The 22,222-nt window shown below is 67.4% G+C and carries 20 protein-coding genes; 16 read left to right on the forward strand and 4 right to left on the reverse strand.

Annotated elements, in window-relative coordinates:
- Window positions 1-192 precede the first annotated feature (192 nt).
- The 15 genes from CQ050_RS28425 (at window position 193) to CQ050_RS28495 (ending at window position 16,750) form a co-directional block, all read left to right on the forward strand.
- A complete protein-coding gene (locus CQ050_RS28425) occupies window positions 193-1,698 on the forward strand; it encodes an ABC transporter substrate-binding protein (protein WP_105560176.1) in 1,506 nt (501 codons plus the stop codon).
- A gap of 101 nt (window positions 1,699-1,799) precedes the next feature.
- Window positions 1,800-2,717 carry an ABC transporter permease gene (locus CQ050_RS28430; protein WP_105560177.1) on the forward strand — a complete coding sequence of 306 codons (918 nt, stop codon included), beginning with the start codon at window positions 1,800-1,802 and terminating at the stop codon, window positions 2,715-2,717.
- On the forward strand, window positions 2,714-3,565 hold the full coding sequence (locus tag CQ050_RS28435) for an ABC transporter permease (protein WP_105560178.1): 852 nt from the start codon (window positions 2,714-2,716) through the stop codon (window positions 3,563-3,565). The genes CQ050_RS28430 and CQ050_RS28435 overlap by 4 nt, the downstream gene beginning before the upstream one ends.
- Window positions 3,566-3,569: 4 nt before the next feature.
- On the forward strand, window positions 3,570-4,568 hold the full coding sequence (locus tag CQ050_RS28440; RefSeq protein WP_105560179.1) for an ABC transporter ATP-binding protein: 999 nt from the start codon (window positions 3,570-3,572) through the stop codon (window positions 4,566-4,568).
- The gene (locus CQ050_RS28445; RefSeq protein WP_105560180.1) at window positions 4,565-5,368 is read left to right on the forward strand and encodes an ATP-binding cassette domain-containing protein; all 804 of its coding nucleotides are present in this window, start codon (window positions 4,565-4,567) and stop codon (window positions 5,366-5,368) included. The genes CQ050_RS28440 and CQ050_RS28445 overlap by 4 nt, the downstream gene beginning before the upstream one ends.
- A complete protein-coding gene (locus CQ050_RS28450) occupies window positions 5,365-6,495 on the forward strand; it encodes a YncE family protein (protein WP_105560181.1) in 1,131 nt (376 codons plus the stop codon). The genes CQ050_RS28445 and CQ050_RS28450 overlap by 4 nt, the downstream gene beginning before the upstream one ends.
- Window positions 6,496-6,559: 64 nt before the next feature.
- Window positions 6,560-7,555, forward strand: coding sequence for a DctP family TRAP transporter solute-binding subunit (locus CQ050_RS28455; protein WP_105560198.1), 996 nt, complete (start codon window positions 6,560-6,562; stop codon window positions 7,553-7,555).
- Entirely contained in the window at window positions 7,555-8,034 is a 480-nt protein-coding gene (locus CQ050_RS28460; protein ID WP_105560182.1) for a TRAP transporter small permease, read from the forward strand. The genes CQ050_RS28455 and CQ050_RS28460 overlap by 1 nt, the downstream gene beginning before the upstream one ends.
- A gap of 4 nt (window positions 8,035-8,038) precedes the next feature.
- The gene (locus CQ050_RS28465; RefSeq protein WP_105560183.1) at window positions 8,039-9,322 is read left to right on the forward strand and encodes a TRAP transporter large permease; all 1,284 of its coding nucleotides are present in this window, start codon (window positions 8,039-8,041) and stop codon (window positions 9,320-9,322) included.
- The gene (locus tag CQ050_RS28470) at window positions 9,319-10,248 is read left to right on the forward strand and encodes a CoA ester lyase (RefSeq protein WP_105560184.1); all 930 of its coding nucleotides are present in this window, start codon (window positions 9,319-9,321) and stop codon (window positions 10,246-10,248) included. The genes CQ050_RS28465 and CQ050_RS28470 overlap by 4 nt, the downstream gene beginning before the upstream one ends.
- Entirely contained in the window at window positions 10,245-11,957 is a 1,713-nt protein-coding gene (locus CQ050_RS28475; protein WP_105560185.1) for a thiamine pyrophosphate-binding protein, read from the forward strand. The genes CQ050_RS28470 and CQ050_RS28475 overlap by 4 nt, the downstream gene beginning before the upstream one ends.
- A gap of 35 nt (window positions 11,958-11,992) precedes the next feature.
- The gene (locus CQ050_RS28480; RefSeq protein ID WP_105560186.1) at window positions 11,993-13,246 is read left to right on the forward strand and encodes a Zn-dependent hydrolase; all 1,254 of its coding nucleotides are present in this window, start codon (window positions 11,993-11,995) and stop codon (window positions 13,244-13,246) included.
- Window positions 13,243-14,742, forward strand: coding sequence for an aldehyde dehydrogenase (locus CQ050_RS28485; protein WP_105560187.1), 1,500 nt, complete (start codon window positions 13,243-13,245; stop codon window positions 14,740-14,742). The genes CQ050_RS28480 and CQ050_RS28485 overlap by 4 nt, the downstream gene beginning before the upstream one ends.
- A 219-nt stretch (window positions 14,743-14,961) precedes the next feature.
- Window positions 14,962-15,984, forward strand: coding sequence for a tripartite tricarboxylate transporter substrate binding protein (locus tag CQ050_RS28490; RefSeq protein WP_105560188.1), 1,023 nt, complete (start codon window positions 14,962-14,964; stop codon window positions 15,982-15,984).
- Window positions 15,977-16,750, forward strand: coding sequence for a class II aldolase/adducin family protein (locus CQ050_RS28495; protein ID WP_255410204.1), 774 nt, complete (start codon window positions 15,977-15,979; stop codon window positions 16,748-16,750). The genes CQ050_RS28490 and CQ050_RS28495 overlap by 8 nt, the downstream gene beginning before the upstream one ends.
- A gap of 48 nt (window positions 16,751-16,798) precedes the next feature.
- On the opposite strand, the gene CQ050_RS28500 is transcribed toward CQ050_RS28495, so the two are convergent.
- On the reverse strand, window positions 16,799-18,490 hold the full coding sequence (locus CQ050_RS28500; RefSeq protein ID WP_105560189.1) for a thiamine pyrophosphate-dependent enzyme: 1,692 nt from the start codon (window positions 18,488-18,490) through the stop codon (window positions 16,799-16,801).
- Between the two features lie 150 nt (window positions 18,491-18,640).
- On the opposite strand from CQ050_RS28500, the gene CQ050_RS28505 reads away from it, so the two are divergent.
- Window positions 18,641-19,585: a LysR family transcriptional regulator gene (locus tag CQ050_RS28505; protein ID WP_105560190.1), complete on the forward strand. Its 945-nt coding sequence runs from the start codon at window positions 18,641-18,643 to the stop codon at window positions 19,583-19,585.
- Window positions 19,586-19,740: 155 nt separating this feature from the next.
- Here CQ050_RS28505 and CQ050_RS28510 read toward each other — a convergent pair whose 3' ends face one another.
- From CQ050_RS28510 to CQ050_RS28520, 3 genes are read right to left on the reverse strand one after another with little or no spacing between them, the layout of a single operon-like run.
- Window positions 19,741-20,031 carry a type II toxin-antitoxin system ParD family antitoxin gene (locus CQ050_RS28510; protein WP_105560191.1) on the reverse strand — a complete coding sequence of 97 codons (291 nt, stop codon included), beginning with the start codon at window positions 20,029-20,031 and terminating at the stop codon, window positions 19,741-19,743.
- A 53-nt stretch (window positions 20,032-20,084) separates the two neighbouring features.
- Window positions 20,085-21,245, reverse strand: a complete 1,161-nt coding sequence (locus CQ050_RS28515) for a putative zinc-binding metallopeptidase (protein ID WP_105560192.1) — start codon at window positions 21,243-21,245, stop codon at window positions 20,085-20,087.
- The gene (locus CQ050_RS28520; protein WP_105560193.1) at window positions 21,242-22,204 is read right to left on the reverse strand and encodes a transglutaminase family protein; all 963 of its coding nucleotides are present in this window, start codon (window positions 22,202-22,204) and stop codon (window positions 21,242-21,244) included. Before CQ050_RS28520 ends, CQ050_RS28515 begins: the two co-directional genes overlap by 4 nt.
- Between the last annotated feature and the right edge of the window lie 18 nt (window positions 22,205-22,222).

Genomic DNA, 22,222 nt, shown 5'->3' on the forward strand with positions numbered 1-22,222 from the left:
CCTCAGGCCTCTCTCTCTCCCTACCGACCGTGCGTGCACCGCCGGCGCGAAATGCGCCGCCTGCGGCAAGGGGAGCGGCTTGCCTGCGATGTTGCGCGGCACGACAAGATTCCGCAGTCCATCAAGACCCGCATTACCGCGGTACACGCAGTACCCGTACGTCAAATACTTAAAACATCTCAAGGTGAAAACATGCAGCTGACCCGTACCGTGAAGCTAGTGAGCGCGGCGCTATTGGCGCTAGGCGCCCACGCCGCCCAGGCCAATAAGGCTGACAACTCCCTCAACATCGCCTTCGACGCGGCGCCGGCCACGCTGGACGCGTACAAGGAATCGGACCGTCCCGGCCTGGCGCTGGCGCGCATGGTCTTCTCGGGGTTGCTGCAAAAGAACCAGGACACGGGCGAATTCGGCCCGGCCATCGCCACGGGCTACAAGTTCGTGGACGACACCACCATCGAACTGCCCATCCGCCGCGACGTGAAGTTCCACGACGGGTCGCTGCTGACCATCGACGACGTGCTGTACACGCTGAACCTGGTGTCTTCCGATGGCTACAAGGCACGCTTCCAGAACCAGGTCGCATGGATCGCCCGCGCGGAAAAAGTGGGCGACGACACCGTGCGCATCAAGATGAAGACGCCCTACCCGCTGGCGCTGGAAATGCTGTCCGAGAACCTGCCGATCTACCCGCGCAAGTACTACGAGGCCAACCAGTCCGACATGGGCGCCAAGCCGATCGGCACCGGCCCCTACCGCCTGACCGACAGCCAACCGGGCAGCCGCTACGTCTATGAGCGCTTCGACGACTACTTCGGCGCCAAACCCGCCGTGAAGAAGCTGGTGGTGCGCGTGCTGCCCGACGCCAACACCCAGTACGCGGAATTGCTGTCCGGCGGCCTGGACTGGATCTGGCGCGTGCCGCCGGACGTGGCCCGCCGCATGGAGAAGACGCCGTCGGTCACGGTCAAGAGCAGCAGCATCATGCGCATCAGCTATATCTCGCTGAATCCGCGTTTCGACGACGGCAAGTCCCCGCTGGCCAAGCAGGAAGTCCGCCAGGCCATCAACTACGCCATCGACCGCGAAGCGATCCGTCGCGCGCTGGTGGGCGGCGCATCCAAAGTCATCAACGCGGCATGCAACCCGGCCCAGTTCGGCTGCGCCGCCGACGTGCAGACCTATAAGTTCGACCCCGCCCGGGCCAAGCAGTTGCTGGCGTCCGCCGGCTATCCCAACGGCATCACGCTGGACCTGGTGATCTCGGCGCCGCCGCGCAGCATCCTGGACGCGGCCGCCGCCCAGATGGCGCAGGCCGGCATCAAGCTGAACCTGGTTGAACAGCAGTACGGCACCGCCATGACCAACTGGCGCGACGGCAAGATCGCCATGCTGTCGTCCAACTGGGGCTCTTACGGCATCGCCGACGCGGCGCTGTCGACCAGCAACTTCTTCCGCGGCGGTCCGGACGACCAGGCCCGCAACCCCGAAGTCATCAAGTACCTGGAAGCGGCCGACACGTCGGTAGACCGCGACCTGCGCGCCAAGAACTACGCGGCGGCCCAGAAGATCGTGGCGGATCAGGCGTACTGGGTGCCGCTGTGGAATCACTCGCTGAACGCCGTGCAGGCCAAAGACCTGAACTTTTCGGTAGACGGCGACGAATTCCCGCGCTTCTACAAGGCCACCTGGAACTGATCCGGACGGCCGCCGCGCCGGCGCAATGCCTGTTCCGGCCGGGGCGCTTCGGCGTCCCGGCGGGGCGGCGCGCGCGGGTGCATCGCGACAGAGGTTGACCCATGATTGCATTCCTGTTCCGCCGCTTGCTGGTTGCCGCCTTGCTGGTGGTGTTCGTGTCGCTGATCAGCTTTTCGCTGGTGTTCGCCTCCGGCAACCCGGCCGCGCGCCTGGCCGGTGAAGGCAGCGCCGCCGACGCCGCCCGGCTGTCGCAGCAGCACGGCTTCAGCGACCCGATTCTGGTGCAGTACGGCCGTTGGCTTTCGGGCGTCGTGCGCGGTGATTTCGGCGATAGCCTGTACTTCAGCCGTCCCGTGGCCGAATTGCTGGGCCAGCACTTCCCCGCCACCGCCAAGCTGGGCCTGGCCGCGATGGCGTTCGCGCTGTTGCTGGCGATTCCGCTGGGCGTGCTGGCCGGACTGCGCAAAGGCTCGCTGATCGACCGCGCGACCATGCTGCTGTCGGCCTGCGCGCAGGCCATGCCGCCGTTCTGCCTGGCTTTCCTGCTGATCATCGTGTTCAGCGTGCGCAACCAATGGCTGCCTGCCTCTGGCTTCGACAGCTGGAAACACTACGTGATGCCCGTCGTGGCGCTGGGGCTTTTTGCCATGCCCGCGATGCTGCGCCTGATGAAATCCGAGATGGAGACGGTGCTGGCCACCGACTACATCCGCACCGCCCGCGCCATGGGCCTGGGCGGCGCCAGCGTCGTGCTCAAGTACGCGCTGCGCAACGCCCTGCGCCCCCTGGTGTCGCTGGCGGCTGCCCAGATGGGCACCCTGCTGGCCGGTTCTGTCGTCATCGAAACCGTCTTCGCGATCAACGGCGCCGGGCTGCTGGCCTGGACGTCCATCCTGCGCGGCGACTTTCCCACGATGCAGGCGCTGATCCTGATCTTTGCGCTGATCTACATCGTCCTGACCCTGGCCGCCGACCTGATCAACGGTTGGCTGGATCCCCGCGTGCGAGCCGCCTCATGAGCACTATCCTGTCTTCTTCCCTGCCCGCCGTGCCGCGCGGCGAACGCCGCATCGGCCTGGCCGTGCTGGCCCTGCTGGTGCTGGCCGGCCTGGTCGGCCCCTACCTGATTGCGCACGACCCGTATTCGCAAGACCTGCTGGCACGGTTGCAGGAGCCCGTGTGGGCCGAGGGCGGCGACTGGAACCACGTTCTGGGCACCGATCAGCTGGGCCGCGACGTGCTGGCACGCGCGCTGTACGGCGTGCGCGTATCGGCCTTGATCGGCCTGTCCGTCGCGCTGATGGGCGGCCTGATCGGCACGACGCTCGGCGTGGTCGCGGGCTACTTCGGCGGCGCCGTCGACCGCGTCGTGTCGTTCCTTATCACCGCCCGCCTCGCGCTGCCCATCATCCTGGTGGCGCTGGCCGTGGTGTCGGTGGTGGGCGCCTCGTTGACCGTCGTGATGCTGGTGCTGGGCCTGCTGCTGTGGGAACGCTATGCGCTGGTTGCGCGCACCATGGCGGCCGGATTGCGCAACGCCGAGTTCGTCACGGCGTCCCGCCTGCAAGGCTGCACGCATCTGCAGATCATCTGGCGCGACATCTTGCCGAACCTGGTGGGCAACCTGCTCATCATCGGCACCGTGGACGCCGCCATGGCGATCACGCTGGAGGCCTCGCTGTCGTTCCTGGGCCTGGGCGTGCCGGCCCCGATGCCATCGCTGGGGCTGATGATCGCCGAGGGCAAAGAGAACATGCTGTTCCAGCCGTCGCTCGTGGTCATTCCCAGCATCGTGCTGTTCGTGCTGGTCCTGTGCGTGAACCGCGCGGGCGAGACGCTGCGCGCCATCCAAATGAAAAAGGGCTGACGTCATGACCGCCACCCACCCCCCTCTCCTGCAGGTCCAGGGCCTGCACATCGACATCCACGCCGCCACGCACGTCAAACACGTCGTGCGCGCGGTGGACTTCAGCCTGGAACGCGGCAAGACCCTGTGCATCGTCGGCGAATCGGGCTGCGGCAAGTCGCTGACCGCGCTGGCGCTGCTGGACTTGCTGCCCGCGGCCGCGCGCCGCCGCGTGGCGAAGCTGGAATTCGCCGGCCAGGACCTGTCCGCCCTGACGCCTCGCCAGCTGGCGGCGTTGCGCGGGGCGCGCATCGCCATGATCTTCCAGGATCCGATGACGTCGCTGAATCCGGTGTTTCCGATCGGCACGCAGCTGATCGACGTGCTGCGCCGGCACCAGCCCGTCAGCCGCCGCCAGGCCGCCGAACGCGCCGAATACCTGCTGCGCCGCGTCGGCATCGCAAACCCGCAAGACCGCATGAAGCAGTACCCGTTCGAGTTGTCGGGCGGCCTGCGCCAGCGCGTGATGATTGCGATGGCCCTGATGTGCGGCCCCGAATTGCTGATTGCCGACGAGCCCACCACCGCGCTGGACGTAACGGTGCAAGCCGAACTGCTGGATCTGTTGCGCGACATCCAGGCGGAATTCGGCTTGGGAATGGTGTTCATCTCGCACGATATGGGGCTGGTGGCGCGCATCGCCGACCACGTCATCGTCATGTACGCGGGCGACATCGTCGAAGGCGGCAGCGTCCAGGAGGTGCTGGGACAACCCCGCCACCCCTACACCGCCATGCTGCTGAATTGCATTCCGCAGCCCGGCCGCACCGCGCCCCGCACCGATCTGCCCACCATCGCGGGCGCGGTGCCGTCGCTGGACACGGCCATCCACGGCTGTGCCTTCCGTGAACGTTGCCCGGTGGCGGAGGCGCGTTGCGCGCAGCCGGTCGCCGCCCGCGTGCAAGGCGGACACCGCTGCCTTTGCGTCAAACCCGGCGCCATGCGCCCAGGAGCCCCGGCATGAATCCGACCTCCGCCAGCATCAGCCTGAACGGCCTGTGTTTCCAGTACGGGCGCGCCAGTCTTTTCTCGCGCCGGCCCGCGCCGCGCATCCTGCACGACATCGACCTGCATGTGCCCGCCGGCCAGACCATCGGCCTGGTGGGAGAATCCGGCAGCGGCAAATCCACCATCGCCAAACTGATGCTGGGCCTGTTGGCCCCAACGCAGGGCCAGGCGCTGCTGGACGGCCAACCGCTGGCGGCAATGCCGGCGCGTGCCCGCGCTCGCCGTATCCAGATGGTGTTCCAGGACCCGTACTCGTCGCTGAATCCGCGCCGCACCATCAACGAAATCCTGACCGCGCCATTGCGCGTGCACGGCATGGGCGACGCCACGACGCAGGCGGCTTCGGTGCGCCGGATGATGGACGCCGTAGGGCTGGTTCCGGCCTTCGCGGCGCGTTATCCGCGGGAATTGTCCGGCGGCCAGCGCCAGCGCGTGGCCATCGCCCGCGCACTGATGCTGGAACCCCAACTGCTGATCTGCGACGAACCCACATCGGCGCTGGACGTATCGGTGCAGGCCCAGATCCTGAACCTGCTGATGGCATTGCAGCGCGAACGCGGCCTGGGCTACCTGTTCATCAGTCACAACCTGGCCGTCGTGCAGCACATCGCGGACCAGATCGTCGTGCTGCAGGGCGGCCGGGTGGTCGAACGCGGCGACGCGGACAGTGTGTATTTTTCGCCCGTCCATCCCTATACGCGGCAACTGATCGGCGCGACGCTGGCCGTGCCGCAGGCCCAGGAGCGGGCGGCATGAAGCCGGCGCCCCACTTCCTGCTGGTCGGCAACGACGAGAAAGTCACCTGGGACGATGGCCAGATCCGTTTCCTGGCCCCTGGGCGCGACACCCTCAGCATCTTCGATGCCGCCGCCAATCCTGCCGCGCCGGCATGCGTCGCGACCTTCCCGCTGCCCAACTCGCTGTTCGGCCCGCCCGTCAACCTGGCCGTCACGCCCGACCAGCGCCTGGCGTTGGTTGCCGATTCCATGGCGTGGCCGGCACAAGACGACGGCGCGGGCTGGCAGCCGACGCCCGGCCGCGACCTGCACGTGATCGACCTGCGCGCAAACCCGCCCGCATTGACGCAAACACTGCAGATCGGCGTGCAGCCGTCCGGCCTGTCCATCAACCGCGCGGGAACGCTGGCCCTGGTGGCCAACAAGGCCGGCCGTTCCGTGTCGGTGTTGAAGATTGCCGATGGCCGCGTCGAATCCTGCGGCGAGGTCGACGTGGGCACGCCCGTGGTCGCGGTCTCGTTTTCCGCCGACGGCCGCCGCGCCTTCGTCGTCAAGACCGACACGCATCGGCTGGGCGTCCTGCACATCGACGAAGACGGCCCCTCGCCCCGCGTCACGCATGACCCTGCCGACGATCTGACCACCGGCCTCGTGCCGTTCAACCTGGTCGTGTCGCCAGACGGCACGCTGGCGCTGGTGGTGGACATGGGCAGCCCCACGGCGTCCGATGGCCATGCGGACTCCGTCAGCGTGGTTGACCTGTCGGCCACGCCGCCCCGCGTCATTGACCGCCTGATGGTGGAAGACGGCCCGGAAGGCATCGCCATCAGCCCCGACGGCCGGCATGCCGCCGTGGCCATCGTGCAGGGGTCCAACAACCCGGCGTCGGCATGGTTCCACCATCCCCGCGGCCAGATCGTGCTGTTGCGCATCGACGGCCGGCGCGTCGCGCGGGTCAACGCCATCGACGTCGGCGCGCTGCCGGAGGGCGTGGCCTTCAGCCCCGACAGCCGCTATCTGTATGTCGGCAATTTCCTGGATGCCACGCTGCAGGTGCTGGCCGTCGGAGACAACGGCCTGACCGATACCGGCACGCGCATTCCTTTGCCCGGCCACCCCGCATCCATGCGGGGGCAATCCTACTGAGCGGGGCCGCACCCTGCCTTCGATGTCCTATCCATCCATCCCTTTTCGCATCTGGAACCCCACCATGATCCAAACATTCAAGAAATCCAACGTCCTGCTGGCCGGCGCCGTATTCGCCATGGCGGGCCTGGCGCCGCTGTCCGCCCACGCCCTGGACATCAAGCTGGGCCACGTGCTGGCCCCCAGCCACAGCTGGAACAAGGCCGCCGAAGGCTTCGCCGCCGAGGTCAAGGAAAAGACCGCCGGCCGCGTCAACTTCATCCTGTTCCCCAGCGGCCAGCTGGGCAACGAAAAAACCATGCTGGAAGGCCTGCAGATCGGCAGCCAGGGCGCGGCCATCATTGGCTCGGGCTCGCTGCAACCGATCGAGCCCAAGTTCGGCGTGGTGGAACTGCCCTACACGTGGTCCAGCTCGCAGCAAGCCTACAAGGCCTATGACGGCGATCTGGGCGAGGCGCTGGCCAAGCTGGCCGACAAGAAGAACCTGACCATCATTTCCTGGTGGGAAAACGGTTTTCGCCACGTCACCAACAACCGCGGCCCCGTCGCCAAGCCCGCCGACCTGAATGGGTTGAAGACGCGCGTGACGCCAGACAAGATGCGCCTGGACACCTTCACCGCGCTGGGCGCCAACCCGGCCCCGCTGGCGTTTGGCGAACTGTATTCGGCGTTGCAGCAGAAGGTATTCGATGCGCAGGAAAACCCGCTGTCCATCATCTATACCTCGTCGTTCTTCGAAGTGCAGAAATACCTGTCGTTGACCGGCCACGTCTGGGGTCCCGCCAACCTGATCGTCTCCAAGCCGGTGTGGAACCGCATCTCTGCCGACGACAAGAAGATCGTGCAGGCCGCCGCCGACAAGTGGCGCGACGCCCAGCGCAAGATGATCACCGATGGCGACCAGCAGTTCGTGGCGCAGCTGAAAGAGAAAGGCATGCAGGTCAACGAGGTGGACAAAGCCGCATTCGCCGCCGCCGTCCAGCCCGTGTGGAAGACCTATTCGGTCACCTACGGCCCTGAGCTGATGGCCATCGTGCAGAAGTACCGCGAGGCCCGGTAATGCTGAACCGACTGTCCGCCATCCTGTCGGGCATCAGCAAGGCCTTCGCCGCGTTGGCGGTGGCCTTGCTGGCGATCCTGATCACCTATGTGGTGTTTGCCCGCTTCGTTACCCACTCCACGCCCCATTGGGCCGAAGAACTGCCGCGCCTGGTCCTGGTGTGGTCCGCCTTCATCGGCGGCGTCGCCTGCAGCTACGAACGGTCGCACCTGATGGCCGGCCTGCTGCCCTTCGTCGTGCGCAGTCCGCGCGTGCTGAATGTGTTTGAACGCGTCAATCAGGTGCTGGTCATTGCCGGACTGGTCGCGCTGGGCTACGCCGGCTGGCAGTTGGCCGAGCTGACGAAGGACCAGACGTTGCCCGCGCTGGACGTGTCCGCCGGCACGGTCTACCTGGCGCTGCCGTTCGCCTGCGCCGTCACCATCGTGGTGCATCTGGCGCAACTGTTCTCGCCCGCTCCCGCCGCGGCAAAGGATTAACAAGATGTCTTCGGGTGCTCTCTTCCTGATGGGCGTGTTCACGATCACGGTACTGATCGACATGCCCATCGCTTTCGGCCTGGTGCTGTCCTGCCTGGCCTACCTGGCGGTTTACGATGCCGCCCCCCTGATGGTGGCGGCGCAGCAGTATGTCGTGGGGCTGGACAGCTTCACCTTGCTGGCGATTCCGCTCTTCATCCTGGCGGCGCAACTCATGAACAGCGCGGGGCTGACCCAGCGCATCGTGCGTCTGTGCGCCGCCATCGTGGGCGACATCAAGGGCGGCCTGGCCGTCGTGGCGGTACTGGCCTGCCTGATGTTCGGCGCGCTGTCGGGTTCCGGTGTGGCGGACGTGGTGGCCATCGGCAGCCTGTTGCTGCCCGCCATGGCGCGCAGCGGTTACGACAAGGGCTTTTCCTGCGCCCTGGTCGGCAGCGCCGGCGCCACGTCCACCATCATCCCGCCCAGCATCGTGCTGATCGTCTACGGCACCATCACCGACACCTCGGTGGGCAAGCTGTTCGTGGCGGGCATCATCCCGGGCATCCTGCTGGGCCTGTCGCTGATTGGCGTGGCCATCTGGCAGTCGCGCAAGCACAACTGGGCCGGCGGCCAGCCCTTCTCGTGGGGCGAACTGCGCGCCGCCGCCATCGACGCCCTGCCCGCCCTGATGGTGCCCGTGCTGATCATCGGCGGCATCCGATTCGGCGTCTTCACGGCCACCGAAGCCGCCTCCAGCGCCATCGTCTACGCGTTGCTGATCGGCTTTTTCTGGTACCGCACGCTAAGCGTGAAGTCGCTGTGGAGCAACCTCAAGTCCACCGGCGAAAGCAGCGCGTCCATCCTGCTGCTTATCGGCGCGTCCGGTCTGTTCGCCTGGGTGCTGGTGGCCGAACAGGTGCCGCAGGCGCTGTCCACCCTGCTGGTGGAGTGGACCGACAGCAAGACGGCCGTGCTGCTGGTGCTGACGGTGGTGTTGCTGCTGCTGGGCACATTCATGGAGGCGATCCCGGTCATCATCATCGTGGCCCCCGTCGTCATGCCCGTGCTGGCGCACTACAACATCGATCCGGTGCACTTCGGCATCCTGCTGTCCATCAACATGGCCATCGGCGCCAACACGCCGCCCGTGGGGGTCGACCTGATGGCCGCCTGCAAGATCGGCGGCATCAACATGATGCAGACGCTGCGCCCGCTGTCGTGGATGATGTTGGCGATGACCGCGGTCATGCTGCTGCTGACCTTTGTTCCCGAACTGGTGCTGTTCCTGCCGAGGCACGTGCAATGACCCATTCCGCCTATCACCGCCGCCCCGCCGCCCTGCGCCGCAGCTGGATGTTCGTGCCCGGCCTGGACGCGGCCGCCCAGGCCGCGGGCCTGGCCAGCGGCGCCGACGCCCTGGTCGCCGACCTGGAAGAATTCACCGCGCCGGCCGAGCGCCCGGCGGCGCGTCCGCGCATTGCCGCGCTGTTCGCCGACTGCCGCGCCCGGGGCGTGGTGGCCGCCGTGCGCATCAACAAGCTGGAAGACGACGGCCTGGCCGACCTGCGCGGCGTGATGCCCGGCGCACCGGACGCGGTGTTCCTGCCGCATGCCGAAAGTGCCGCGCAGATCATTGCGCTGGACGAAGCCATCACCGCGCTGGAAGCCACGCTGGGCCTGCCGCCGGGCAGCACCGAAATCGTGCCCACGCTGGAGTCGGCGCTGGGACTGGTGCGCGCCCATGACATCCTGACCGCCAGCCCGCGCGTGTCCGCCTGCCTGCTGGCGGCCGAGGACCTGACCGCCAGCCTGGGCGCGGAGCGCGGCAAGGACGGCATCGAACTGCACGCCGTGCGCGCCCGCTTCCTGGTGGACTGCACGGCCGCCGGCTGCCTCCCGATCGACTGCCCGTTCAACTACCGCGACCTGCCCGCGCTGGAGACCGACCTGCGCTGGGCGCGCCGCCTGGGCCTGAAATCGAAATGCGCGACGGTGGCCGAACAGGTCCCGCTGATCCATGCGGTCTTCACGCCCAATACCGCCGACGTTGCCGCGGCCCGCGACTGCGTGACCCGCTTCGAGGCCCAGCGGGCCGGCCGCCACGACGCCGAGCGTATTGATTCCCCGACTTACAACACCGCGCGCCGCCTGCTGGCGCGCCATGACCAATTCGAACGATGGGCCGCCGAGCGCCAGGCGCAGGCCGTCCCGCAACAAGGAGACTCCGCATGACGTCAGCCGCATTACCCGAACGCAATGGCGGTCAGATCTTGATGCAGCAATTGCGCATCCACGGCGCGCGCCGCGTCTTCATGATTCCCGGCGAAAGCTATCTGCCCTGCATCGATGCGCTGAACGAGCACACCGATGCCATCGAGCCCATTGTCTGCCGCCAGGAAAGCGGCGCGGCCTATATGGCCGAAGCCTACGGCAAGCTGACCGGCGAGCCCGGCATCTGCTTCGTGACCCGCGGTCCGGGCGCCACCAACGCCAGCATTGGCGTGCACACCGCCTACCAGGACTCCACGCCGATGATCCTGTTCGTCGGCCAGGTCGGCAACGACTTCATGGAGCGCGAAGCCTTCCAGGAAATCGACTACCGACGCATGTTCGGCCAGATGGCCAAGTGGGTCGCGCAGATCGACCGCACCGACCGCATCCCCGAGTACATTTCCCGCGCGTTCGCCGTCGCCACCAGCGGCCGTCCCGGCCCGGTCGTGCTGGCCCTGCCCGAAGACACGTTGTGGGGCACCGCCCACGTGGCCGACCTGCCGCGCTATCCGCGCGTGCACAGCCACCCCGGCGCCGCCGACCTGGCGCGCATGACGCAACTGCTGGATGCGGCCGAACGCCCCTTCCTGCTGCTGGGCGGCAACGGCTGGCACCAGACCGCCATTGACCAGATCGCCGGCTTCGCCGAACGCTTCGAACTGCCGGTGGGCACGGCGTGGCGTCGCCTGGAGTGCTTCGACCAGCGCCATCCCAACGCCGCCGGACACGTCGGCTGGGCCATGACGCCCGCGCTGCGCCAACGGCTGCGCGACGCCGACCTGGTGCTGGCCGTGGGCACGCGACTGGGCGAGGCCACCACCGAAGGCTATACCGTCATTGAAAGCCCGCTGCCGCGCCAGCAGCTGATCCACGTCTACCCCGACGCCGCCGAACTGGGCCGCGTGTTCTCGCCCACGCAAGCCATCGTGGCCGACGTGGCCAGCTTTGCCGCCAGCGTGGCCACGCTGGCCCCGGGCCACGCCACGCCGCGCGGCGACGCCGTGCGCGCCGCGCATCAGGAACTGGTGGACAGCCTGGCGCCGCTGCCCTCGCCCGGCCCCATGAGCCTGGACGCGGCCGCCGCCTATGTCGACGCGCACGTGCCGCCCGATGCCTGCATCACCGTGGGCGCGGGCAACTATGCGCTGTACCCGCATCGCTACCGCCGCTACACCGGCCCCGGCACCAGCCTGACCCCGACGGTCGGCTCGATGGGCTACGGCCTGCCCGCCGCCATTTCGGCCAAGCTGGAAGACCGCCAGCGCACCGTCGTCTGCTACGCGGGCGACGGCTGCTTCCAGATGAACATGCAGGAACTGGGCGTGGCGCTGCAGTACAAGCTGGGCGTGGTGGTGCTGGTGTTCAACAACGGCATCTGGGGCACCATCCGCGCGCACCAGGAACGCGAATTCCCGGCGCGCACGATCGCCCTGGGCTTCCAGAACCCCGACTTCACGCAGATCATCCGGGGCTACGGCGGCTATGGCGAAGCCGTCGAGCGGACCGCGGAATTCGGCCCAGCCTTCGAGCGCGCGCTGGCCTTTGCCCAGGAACACAGCATGCCCGCGCTGCTTGAAATCCGCTACGACGCCGACGGGATCGCACCGGGCGAAACGCTCATGGGCATCCGCGAAGCCGCCCAGGCGCGCATCGCGCGGGCCGGGCATTGATACGGGAACATACACAGGAACATGACACAGGAACAATGACGATGACCACGATATCAATCAACGGGCAGCGGCTGTGGCAGTCGCTGATGGACCTGGCCAAAATCGGCGCCACGCCCAAGGGCGGCAACTGCCGGCTGGCGCTGACGGCCCTGGACGGCCAGGGACGCGACCTGGTCACCGGGTGGATGCGCGACGCGGGCATGACGCTGCGCGTGGACCAGGTGGGCAATATCTTCGCGCGCCGCGCCGGCCGCGACAACGGCCTGCCGCCCGTCATGACCGGCAGCCACATCGACACCCAGCCCACCGGCGGCAGGTTCGACGGCTGCTACGGCGTGCTGGCCGGGCTGGAAGTCATGCGGACCCTGAACGACCATGGCGTCGTTACCGAGGCGCCGCTGGAAGTGGCCATCTGGACCAATGAGGAAGGCTCGCGCTTCCTGCCCGTGATGATGGGTTCCGGCGTATTCGCGGGAAAATTCCCGTTGGAAACCGCGCTGAACGCCCGCGACCATGACGGCAAGTCGGTGGCCGACGAGCTGGCCGCCATCGGCTACGCCGGCCCGGATCCGGTCGGCGGCCGACCGGTGGGCGCCTACTTCGAGGCACATATCGAACAAGGCCCGATCCTGGAGCACGAAGACAAGGTGGTCGGCGTGGTGACGGGCTCGCTGGGGGTGCGCTGGTACGACGTCGTCGTGACTGGCATGGAAATGCACGCGGGCCCGACGCCCATGCCGATCCGCCGTGACGCGCTATACGCCGCCACGTTCTTGCTGCAATCGGTCATCGGCATCGCCAACGACAACCAGCCCCATGGCCGTGGCACCGTCGGCGAGATCCACGCGCACCCCGGTTCGCGTAACGTCATCCCCGGCCAGGTGCGCTTCACGGTTGACCTTCGCCATGAAGACGAAGCCACGCTGACGCAGATGGATGCCCGCTGGCTGGCGGCCTGCACGGACGTGGCCGAACGCCACGGCGTGACGGTGGACGTCAAGCAAGTGCAGTACTTCCCACCCACGCCGTTCGACCCGGACCTGATCGGCAAAGTGCGCGACGGCGCCGTCCGCCGTGGCGTGGCCGCCATGGACATCGTGACGGGCGCGGGCCATGACGCGGTCTACATGGCCAGCGTCACGCCCACCGCCATGATCTTCGTGCCCTGCAAGGACGGCGTGAGCCACAACGAAATCGAAGACGCCAAGCCCTCGGACCTGGAAGCCGGCTGCAACGTGCTGCTGGACGCCATGGTCGCGCGCGCCAACCCCACGGGAGCCCCCGCATGAGCCACCACGATTCCACCACCTGGCATGCCCGCGCCGAAGCCCTGCGCTTCAATGGCCAGGCCTACATCGACGGCGCCTATTGCGACGCCGCCGATGGCGCGACGTTCACCGCGTCCAGCCCCATTGACGGCCGCAAACTGACCGATGTGGCCGCCTGCGGCCAGGCCGACGTCGACCGCGCCGTGCAGGCCGCGCGCCGCGCCTTCGACGCCGGCGTCTGGAGCGCGCTTGCGCCGCGTCAGCGCAAGGAACGCCTGCTGCGCCTGGCCGCCCTGATCAACCAGCACACCGAAGAACTGGCGCTGCTGGAAACGCTGGACATGGGCAAGCCCATCCGCGACGCGCTGGCATTCGACGTGCCCGAGACGGCGCGCTGCTACGCCTGGTACGCCGAAGCCATCGACAAGATCTACGACGAGATCGCGCCGACCGGCCCCGATGCCCTGGCCACCATCACGCGCGAACCGCTGGGCGTGGTGGCCGCCGTGGTGCCGTGGAACTACCCGCTGATGATGGCCGCCTGGAAGGTCGCGCCCGCGCTCGCCGCCGGCAACAGCGTCATCCTGAAGCCGGCCGAACAGGCCTCGCTGTCGTCCATCCGGCTGGCGGCGCTGGCCGAGGAAGCCGGCATTCCCGCTGGCGTCTTCAGCGTCGTGCCCGGATTGGGCGCGGTGGCCGGCCAGGCGCTGGGCCTGCACCCGGACGTGGACTGCGTGGCGTTCACCGGATCCACCGCCACCGGCAAGCGGTTCATGACGTACTCCGGCGAATCGAACCTGAAGCGCGTGTGGCTGGAATGCGGCGGCAAGTCGCCCCACATCGTGTTCGACGACTGCCCCGACCTGGACCGCGCCGCGCAGGCCGCGGCCCTGGCCATCTTCTCGAACCAGGGCGAGGTCTGCATCGCGGGCTCGCGCCTGTATGTGCAGGACGGCATCTACGACGCGTTCATGGACAAGGTGGCCGCCTACGCCGCCAGCCTGCAGCCCGGCGATCCGCTGGACCCCGCCACCGCCATGGGCGCGATGGTGGACGAACGCCAGATGCAAGGCGTGCTGGCCCGCATTGCAGCCGGCCAGGCCGATGGCGCCAGCCTGCGCATGGGCGGCAAGCAGGCTCGCACCGCGACGGGCGGCTACTACATCGAACCCACCATCTTCGATTGCGCCAATCAGGACTCCGCGCTGGTCCGCGAAGAGATCTTCGGGCCGGTGCTGGCGGCCCAGCGCTTCGCTACCGAAGACGACGCCGTCCGCCTGGCCAACGATTCGGTCTATGGACTGGGCGCCGGCCTGTGGACGTCGAACCTGTCGCGCGCGCACCGGCTGTCGCGCCGCCTGCGCGCCGGCCTCGTCTGGGTCAACTGCTACGCCGACGGCGACATCACGGTGCCTTTCGGCGGCGTCAAGCAGTCAGGCTTCGGCCGCGACAAATCCCTGCATGCCCTGGACAAGTATTCAGACCTGAAGACCACCTGGATCAGCCTGACGGTCTAAGGCTGCCCCGCCCCGGCAGGCGGACGAGACTCGCCCGGGCCGAATGCGCCCGGCCGGTCGCGCCATGCCGTTTCGCGCTATCTGCTTGGCCGCCCGGGGCATTGAACCCGCCTGCCCCTTGTGCCACCTTGGACGGCATCGGGGCAGGTTGAGGAGCCCGCCCCGATGCGGGCCGGCGCCAGCGCGCTCCCGCCATGAAAAACATGACAGGAGACAACCATGCGCAATCCCCCCGCCCTTGCCTTTGCCCGGCGCCGCCGGCTAGCCGCCGCGTTGGCGCTGGCAATGGCTGCCCCGCTGTGGGCCACCGGTGCCGCGGCACTGGCGCAGGACGCCCCGTATCCCGCCAAACCGGTCACCATCCTGGTCGGTTTCCCGCCCGGCACCGCGACCGACACCGTTGCCAGGATGCTGAGCGAGCGGCTGGCCCAGCGCATGGGTCAGCAGTTCATCGTGGAAAACAAGCCGGGCGCGGGTGGCTCGATCGCCGCGGGCCTGGGCGCCCGCGCCAAGCCCGACGGATACACCCTGATGATCGGCGCCTCGGCGCCCCAGGCCATCAACCCGCACGTCTATCCCAACCTGAACTACGACGCCCGCAAGGACTTCGCGCCTATCGGCCTGATCACCTGGCTGCCGTACCTGTTCGTCGTCAGCCCCGACAACCCCGCCCGAGACTTGAAGGGCTTCCTGGCGGCGGCGAAGGCCAAGCCCGGTCAGCTGACCTACGCCACCACCGGCATGGGCACGACCAGCCATCTGGTCACGGCCGTGCTGTTGTCCAAGGCCGGCGCAACCATGGTCCACGTGCCGTACAAGGGCAGCAGCCAGGGCCAGACCGACATCGTCGGCGGCCGCACCACCGCAACCTTCGACACGATGGTGTCCTCGCTGGCCATGGTCAAGTCGGGACGGCTGAAAGCGCTGGCGGTCAGCACGCCGGAACGCGTGGCCATGCTGCCGGACGTGCCGACCGTGGCCGAACAAGGCTTCCCGGGATTCGACATGGGTGCCTGGCTGGGCCTGATCGCACCCGCCGGCATCCCGCCCGCCATCCAGGAACGGCTGGCCCGCGAGATGAACGCCGTGCTGGCCGACACCGCGGTGCGCGACAAGCTGGGTGAGCTGGGCGCCCAGGTGCGCACCACGCCCACGCCCGCCGCCTTCGGCGCCATGATGAAGTCCGAATACGACGCCTGGGGCGCCATCGTCAGCGAATTCAAGGTCAAAGCCAATGACTGAACAGGACACCACCATGCAAGCCCGCCCCGACATGAGCCCGCAGGAACGCGACACCCGCGTCCAATTGGCCGCCTGCTACCGATTGGTGTCGCATTTCGGCATGAGCGACCTGATCTATAACCACATCACCGCGCGCATTCCCGGCACGGACGATCACCTGCTGATCAACCCGTACGGCATGATGTATGACGAAATCACCGCGTCCAGCCTGGTGAAGATCGATCTGGCCGGCAATATCCTGGCGCCGTCGTCCACCGGCTACGGCATCAACGCCGCGGGCTATGTCATCCACAGCGCGGTGCATGGCGCCCGGCCGGACGTGGGATGCGTGATCCACACGCACACCCGCGCCGGCATGGCGGTATCGGCCCTGAAATGCGGCCTGCTGCCGCTGACCCAGACCGCCATGCGCTTCGCCAAGATTCCGTATCACGACTACGAAAGCGTGGCCATCGACCTCAGCGAACGCGAGCGGCTGGTGGCGGACCTGGGCGCGTCCGAGGCGATGATCCTGCGAAACCATGGCCTGCTGGCCGCGGGGCCCACCATCGCCCAGGCGTTCAATACCCTGTACTGGCTGGAGATGGCCTGCAAGGCGCAGGTGGACGCCCTGAGCGCCAACCGCGAGCTTTGCCTGCCTGCGCCCGACGTCATCGAGAAAACCTGGCACCTGTACCAGCCGACCACGCGCCGTCCCTTCGGCGAACTGGAATGGCCCGCCATGCTTCGCCTGATGGACCGCAAGGACCCCGGCTACCGGGAGTGACCGGGGCCGCCGCCCGCCCCTGTTCGCCGCGACGCGGCAGGCCCGCGCCTACTCGTCTCGCGGCAGCAGGTCCGCCCCCGCGCCATGGCCAACGCCGGCGGGCAAGATCGCCGCCAGGCTGGTCCGCACTTCCAGAAAGTATGGGCGGTCGGATGCCAGGCCCCGGGCGATGGCCGCGTCCAGTTGATCCTCGCGCGTCAGATACTCGGCCTGCATGCCGAAGGCGCGCGCCATCATCGCGAAGTCCGGGCTGGACAGGTCCGTGCCCACATAGCGGCCCGGATACGCGCGCGCCTGATGCAGCCGGATCGACCCGTAGCAATTGTTGTTCGACACGATGAACAGAATCGGCAGGCCCCGCTCGGCCGCCGCCGCCATCTCGTTGCCCGTCATCATGAAACCGCCATCGCCCACCATGCACACCACCTTGCGGTCGGGGTGACGCAGTTGCGTCGCCACCGCGGCCGGCGTGCCATAGCCCATGGCGCCGGATTGCGACGCCATCAACCGCTGCGGATACACAAAAGGAAAGTGCCGATACACGGGCGCGGCGAAGGTGCCGGCGTCCAGGCAGATCGCCACGTCGTTGGGCGCCTGTCGCGTCAGCGCCCGCACCACCGACACGAAGGGCACGCCGTCTTCCGCGTGGGGTTCCGGCCACGCGGCGGTGCGCTGCTGGATGGCCCGCAACGACGCCGCCCAGTCGTCCCGCGCGAGGCCCCGGCCGGTCGCCGGCAGGTTCGCCAGCGCGTGGGCGGTGGCCGCCGGGTCCGCCACCAGGCCGACATCCGCGGCGAAATGCTGGTTCACGATGTGGGGGTCGGGATAGCAATGGACCAGCGCCTGCGACGGTTTAGGATGTGCCGGGAAGGCGTAGCCCTGGGTCGTGATGTCGCCCAGCCGCGTGCCCAGCGCCAGGATCAAATCGCTGGAATCAAATGCCGCCACCTGCGCCGCGGGCGTCGCCAAATCCAGGTCGCCGGCGTACAGGGCATGCGTGTTGGGAAAAATATCGTGTTGCCGGAACGACACCGCCACGGGAACCGTGTGCCGCTCGGCCAGCCGCCGCAGCGCCTCGCGCCCGTCGGGCCGATTGAATGCGCCACCTGCAATGATCAGGGGCCGGCGCGCTTGCGCCAACAACCCATGGATGCGTTCCAACGTGCCGGGAGCCGGCTGCGCTGGGCTGTCCGGCGTCGCGACCCAAGCGGGCTGCGGCACGGCGGCCTGCTGCACGTCTTCGGGCACCACCATCACCACCGGCCCCGGCGTGCCCGACACCGCCACGCGGATCGCCTTGAAGGCCGCCGCCGCCAGTTCTTCCGGCGTGGACACTTCGACCACCCATTTGGCCATCGACCCGAACATCTTCTGGTAATCGATCTCCTGGAACGCTTCCTTGCGCACGTCCTTCTTCGGCACCTGGCCGATCAGCAGGATCATCGGCACGCCATCCTGCTGCGCGGCGTGCACGCCGATGGAGGCGTTGGTCGCGCCCGGTCCGCGCGACACCATCGCCACGCCCGGCCGCCCGGCCAGCCGCGCATCCGCGCCCGCCATGAACGCGGCGCCGCTCTCGTGGCGGCACGTCACCACGTCGATCCGCGGAAAGTCATACAGGGCGTCCAGCACCCCCAGATAGCTTTCGCCCGGCACCACGAAAACGCGGTCGATGCCATTGGCGGCAAAGACCTTCAGCAACGCGTGGGAGGACGTGTTCGAGTCGGCGGATACGGTCATGGGCGGCGTCTGGAGTCAGGATTGGAAGTCTGGATCGAGTGCAGGAAATTCTAGATTGGCAAGGCGGGGCCGACTAGGCATACTCTGGCAATCAGATATACAAGAAACGCACACTAGAGACAGCGGCGCGCCCCCGCCCGCGGACCCGGGATGGACCTACGCAAGATCGAAAACCTGATCCACGTCGCCGATCAGGGCAGCTTCTCGAAAGCGGCCTCCGTGCTGGGCATCGCCCAGTCGGCGCTGGGCCGGCAAGTCAGGAAGCTCGAGGACGAATGCGGCTGCGCGCTGCTGTACCGCAATGGTCGCGGCGTATCGCTGACGCCGGATGGCGAAAAGTTGCTGGAGCGGCTGCGGCCGCTGTTGCGGCAAATGGACCACGTGGTCACCGAATTCCACAACGACCAGAAGTCGCCGTCGGGCCAGGTCACGCTGGGCCTGACGCCAACGCTGAGCCATATGGTCGGCACGCGACTGGTGGCCGAGGTCTGGAAGCGGCACCCGCGCATCCAGCTCAACATCATCACCGGATATAGCGGCTATGTACACGAATGGCTGACCAATGCCCGCGTGGACATCGCCGTGCTGCACGACGCGCGCCGCTCGCAGCACATCGCGGTGGACCCGCTGGCCGAATTGGATCTGGCGCTGGTGTCGCCGCCGCAGAACCTGGCGCCCGCCGCGCGCGCCATGACGTCGATCGACTTCGATCAGTTGCGCGACCTGCCGCTGGTGCTGCCCACGCGCAACCACGGCCTGCGCCGCACGCTGGAGCATGCCGCCACGCAGGCGGACATGCCACTGACCGTGGCGTTTGAAATCGACGCGCTGGAACTGATGAAAGAGATCGTGGCGGAAGGCCTGGCCCATACCGTGCTGGGCCTGCCCGCCGTCATCAAGGAGGTCGCCGCAGGCCAGCTGATCGCCCGGCGCATCACGCATCCGGGCCTGTCCACCCGCCTGATGCTCGCCACCGCCGCCAGCCGCCCCATGACGCAGGCGGTGAAGATCGTGCAGGGAATGCTACGAGAGGCGCTGGCGCAGATGACGGCGGCGGAGCCTTATCGGGACGGGATGAGGATGGTGCCTGGCTAAGATGACGCCGTCCTGGCTATATCCACGCGCTCCCGGAATCCAGGTGTTGCTCCAATTCCATCGCATCATGCAGCACTCGCCCAACGACAAGCAGGCGCGTCTCCATCCGATAGATCAGAAAATGCCGGGGACGTTGGACAGCCGATAGCCCATCGTCACTTCGCGGTCTTTGCCCGGCTGGCGGCTTCCGCTCCAAGCTTCCCGATGAAGTCTTCAAGTTGATCGTCGGCAACATCCGTAAAGCGACCTGCGGCGATGTCCGCCCATCCCTTGCCTGATGCGTCGCGAAGCGCGTCGAGTTTGGCCGTTTCCAGGCGTTCGCGTTGCTCAATCAGACGCAGCCCTTCGCGCAGTACTTCACTGGCATTCTGGTAACGCCCTGATTGCACCAGGGTTTCCACGAAATCGTGCTGATGCTCACTGAGGACGACATTGCGTGTCGGCATGATGATCCGTCCCTACGGTTAGAACCCCGCCAGTATAGATGCCCATTGGCATATTATGCCAATGGGCCAGGGCGGCGTTCGCCCCCCTTCACCACCTGATGCACGAACTGCAGCTTGCCAACCACCTCGGTCGGCAGCACGAAGGGATAGAAATCCCGTTGCCCCATGCTGCGCGACAGCTCGTTCAACACCCCGGTCAGCGCCACCCAGGCGTTGAGCAGATCCAGGAAGGCCTGTCCGTCGGGATCTTGCGGATCGTAGAGCGATGCACTGGTGAACGGCTCGTAGGACTGCTCGACCGCCATCCGGGTAACGCCAAAGCTGATGGCCGTGTCCAGCGTATCCATCATGTGCAAGTAGTGCGCCCAGGTTTCGGCCCAGTCTTCCCACGGATGGCAGGACGCATACGTGCTGATGAAATGCAGGTCCCAGTCCGCAGGCGGGCCCTGTTCGTAGTTGCGTTGCAAGGCTTGCGCGTAATCGGCCCGTTCGTCGCCGAACACCTGGCGGAACGGTTCCAGCCACGAACTGCCCGCAATCAGCTGGTCCCAGTAGTAGTGGCCGATCTCGTGGCGAAAGTGGCCCAGCAAGGTCCGGTAGGGTTCGCGCATGTCTTCGCGCACCTTCACGCGGTAGGCGTCGTCGGCCTCCAGCACGTTGATGGTGATCAGGCCCTGCGCATGCCCCGTCAACAGCGGCGCGCCATCGGCGCCGGGCGCCAGCAAATCAAAAGCCAGGCCGCCGTCATCGGGTTCCACCGAACGGCGGATCGGCAGGCCCAGCGTCATCAGTTGGGCGATCATCTGGCGCTTGGCGGCTTCGACCTTGCACCACAGGGGGCCGTTGTCCGGTATGGACAGGTCGGGAATCGTGCGGTTCAAGCTGCAGGCGGTGCACAGCGTGTCGGCGGATTGCGCCGGCAACAGCCAATTGCACAAGGCCGGCAGCGTGAAATTGGCGCAACGCTTGTAGGTTTTGCCGCGCACCCTGCCCGCTTCCCGCAGGGTGCTGGACGAAACGCCTTCGTCCAGCGCCAGCACGTGGCCGCGCTTGGGGTCGAAGCCCAATTGCCGATGGCAGTTCAGGCATTCGGTGTTGGAAAAGAATATCGGCTGGCCGCACACGCATTGGAATGCCTTCGCGCGGGCATGCCGCACGCGCTGGCGTTTCGGGGCGCGCAGCTGGCGGTTGATCGCGTCGAAGAAATAGCTCATGCATCCGTCCCGGTGGGAAATTCGTCGATAGGCGCAACCGTCACGCGCACGTTCAGTTCGTGGCCGCCGCCCCGGATCACGCCGCGCAGGGGCGTGACGTCGCCGTAGTCCCGCCCATAGGCCAGGATGACGTGCGCCGTGCCCGGCACCACGTCATTGGTGGGGTCCAGATCCACCCAGCCCGCATTGGCCGGCACCCCGGCGCAGTGCACCGAGACCCAGGCGTGGGAGGCGTCCGCTCCGATCAGCCGGGACTGGCCGGCTGGCGGCTGCGACATCAGGTAGCCGCTGACGTAGCGGGCCGGCAGGCCGATCGCGCGCAGACAGCCGATCATGACATGCGCGAAGTCCTGGCACACGCCCACCCTTTCCTGAAACGCCTGCAGTACGGGCGTGGACACCTGCGTATGCGCCGGCCGGTAGCAGAAATCAGCGTGGATGCGGTGCATCAGGTCGATCGCCGCCTCGGCCACGGGCCGCCCGGCGGTGAACGACAGCAAGGCGTATTCCCGGAGTTCCACGTGCAGCGGCACATAGGTCGACGGGAACGTGAACTCGACCTCGGGCGCGAACGGCACGGCGGGGTCGTAGCGCAGGCGCTGCGCCGCGGCTTCCCAGGGCAGCCCTGCGCCCGGATCAAGGCCGTCGAACCGGGGGGTGACCGTGACACGGCTGGTCGCCCGCACCGTCAACGCTTCGTGCGGCGCGACCAACGCGAAGGTGCAGCGCGTATTGCCGAACCCGTCGACGGTTTCACTGAAATCGGACGGCGCGGGCGTGACGGTCAGCCCGTAGTCTTCCACCACCTGGCACGCATCGCTCAACGGCCGCAAATACCCCAGGTGGTGCGCCAATTCCACCGGCGAGTCATAGCGGTAGGCGGTTTCATGATCCACCCCCAGCGTCACGCCCGCAGCGCCAGCAAGGGGGTCGGGGGGCACGGATGTCGGAAAAGTCATGGCGGTGGCAGGCGGGGG

Source organism: Achromobacter sp. MYb9 (assembly GCF_002975275.1).
In the GTDB taxonomy this organism is placed as follows: domain Bacteria; phylum Pseudomonadota; class Gammaproteobacteria; order Burkholderiales; family Burkholderiaceae_B; genus Achromobacter.

Excerpts from the sequence above, each read along its gene's own strand:
- CQ050_RS28425 (WP_105560176.1), top strand. The coding sequence starts at position 193 with ATGCAGCTGACCCGTACCGTGAAGCTAGTGAGCGCGGCGCTATTGGCG.
- CQ050_RS28430 (WP_105560177.1), top strand. The coding sequence starts at position 1,800 with ATGATTGCATTCCTGTTCCGCCGCTTGCTGGTTGCCGCCTTGCTGGTG.
- CQ050_RS28435 (WP_105560178.1), top strand. The coding sequence starts at position 2,714 with ATGAGCACTATCCTGTCTTCTTCCCTGCCCGCCGTGCCGCGCGGCGAA.
- CQ050_RS28440 (WP_105560179.1), top strand. The coding sequence starts at position 3,570 with ATGACCGCCACCCACCCCCCTCTCCTGCAGGTCCAGGGCCTGCACATC.
- CQ050_RS28445 (WP_105560180.1), top strand. The coding sequence starts at position 4,565 with ATGAATCCGACCTCCGCCAGCATCAGCCTGAACGGCCTGTGTTTCCAG.
- CQ050_RS28450 (WP_105560181.1), top strand. The coding sequence starts at position 5,365 with ATGAAGCCGGCGCCCCACTTCCTGCTGGTCGGCAACGACGAGAAAGTC.
- CQ050_RS28455 (WP_105560198.1), top strand. The coding sequence starts at position 6,560 with ATGATCCAAACATTCAAGAAATCCAACGTCCTGCTGGCCGGCGCCGTA.
- CQ050_RS28460 (WP_105560182.1), top strand. The coding sequence starts at position 7,555 with ATGCTGAACCGACTGTCCGCCATCCTGTCGGGCATCAGCAAGGCCTTC.
- CQ050_RS28465 (WP_105560183.1), top strand. The coding sequence starts at position 8,039 with ATGTCTTCGGGTGCTCTCTTCCTGATGGGCGTGTTCACGATCACGGTA.
- CQ050_RS28470 (WP_105560184.1), top strand. The coding sequence starts at position 9,319 with ATGACCCATTCCGCCTATCACCGCCGCCCCGCCGCCCTGCGCCGCAGC.
- CQ050_RS28475 (WP_105560185.1), top strand. The coding sequence starts at position 10,245 with ATGACGTCAGCCGCATTACCCGAACGCAATGGCGGTCAGATCTTGATG.
- CQ050_RS28480 (WP_105560186.1), top strand. The coding sequence starts at position 11,993 with ATGACGATGACCACGATATCAATCAACGGGCAGCGGCTGTGGCAGTCG.
- CQ050_RS28485 (WP_105560187.1), top strand. The coding sequence starts at position 13,243 with ATGAGCCACCACGATTCCACCACCTGGCATGCCCGCGCCGAAGCCCTG.
- CQ050_RS28490 (WP_105560188.1), top strand. The coding sequence starts at position 14,962 with ATGCGCAATCCCCCCGCCCTTGCCTTTGCCCGGCGCCGCCGGCTAGCC.
- CQ050_RS28495 (WP_255410204.1), top strand. The coding sequence starts at position 15,977 with ATGACTGAACAGGACACCACCATGCAAGCCCGCCCCGACATGAGCCCG.
- CQ050_RS28500 (WP_105560189.1), bottom strand. The coding sequence starts at position 18,490 with ATGACCGTATCCGCCGACTCGAACACGTCCTCCCACGCGTTGCTGAAG.
- CQ050_RS28505 (WP_105560190.1), top strand. The coding sequence starts at position 18,641 with ATGGACCTACGCAAGATCGAAAACCTGATCCACGTCGCCGATCAGGGC.
- CQ050_RS28510 (WP_105560191.1), bottom strand. The coding sequence starts at position 20,031 with ATGCCGACACGCAATGTCGTCCTCAGTGAGCATCAGCACGATTTCGTG.
- CQ050_RS28515 (WP_105560192.1), bottom strand. The coding sequence starts at position 21,245 with ATGAGCTATTTCTTCGACGCGATCAACCGCCAGCTGCGCGCCCCGAAA.
- CQ050_RS28520 (WP_105560193.1), bottom strand. The coding sequence starts at position 22,204 with ATGACTTTTCCGACATCCGTGCCCCCCGACCCCCTTGCTGGCGCTGCG.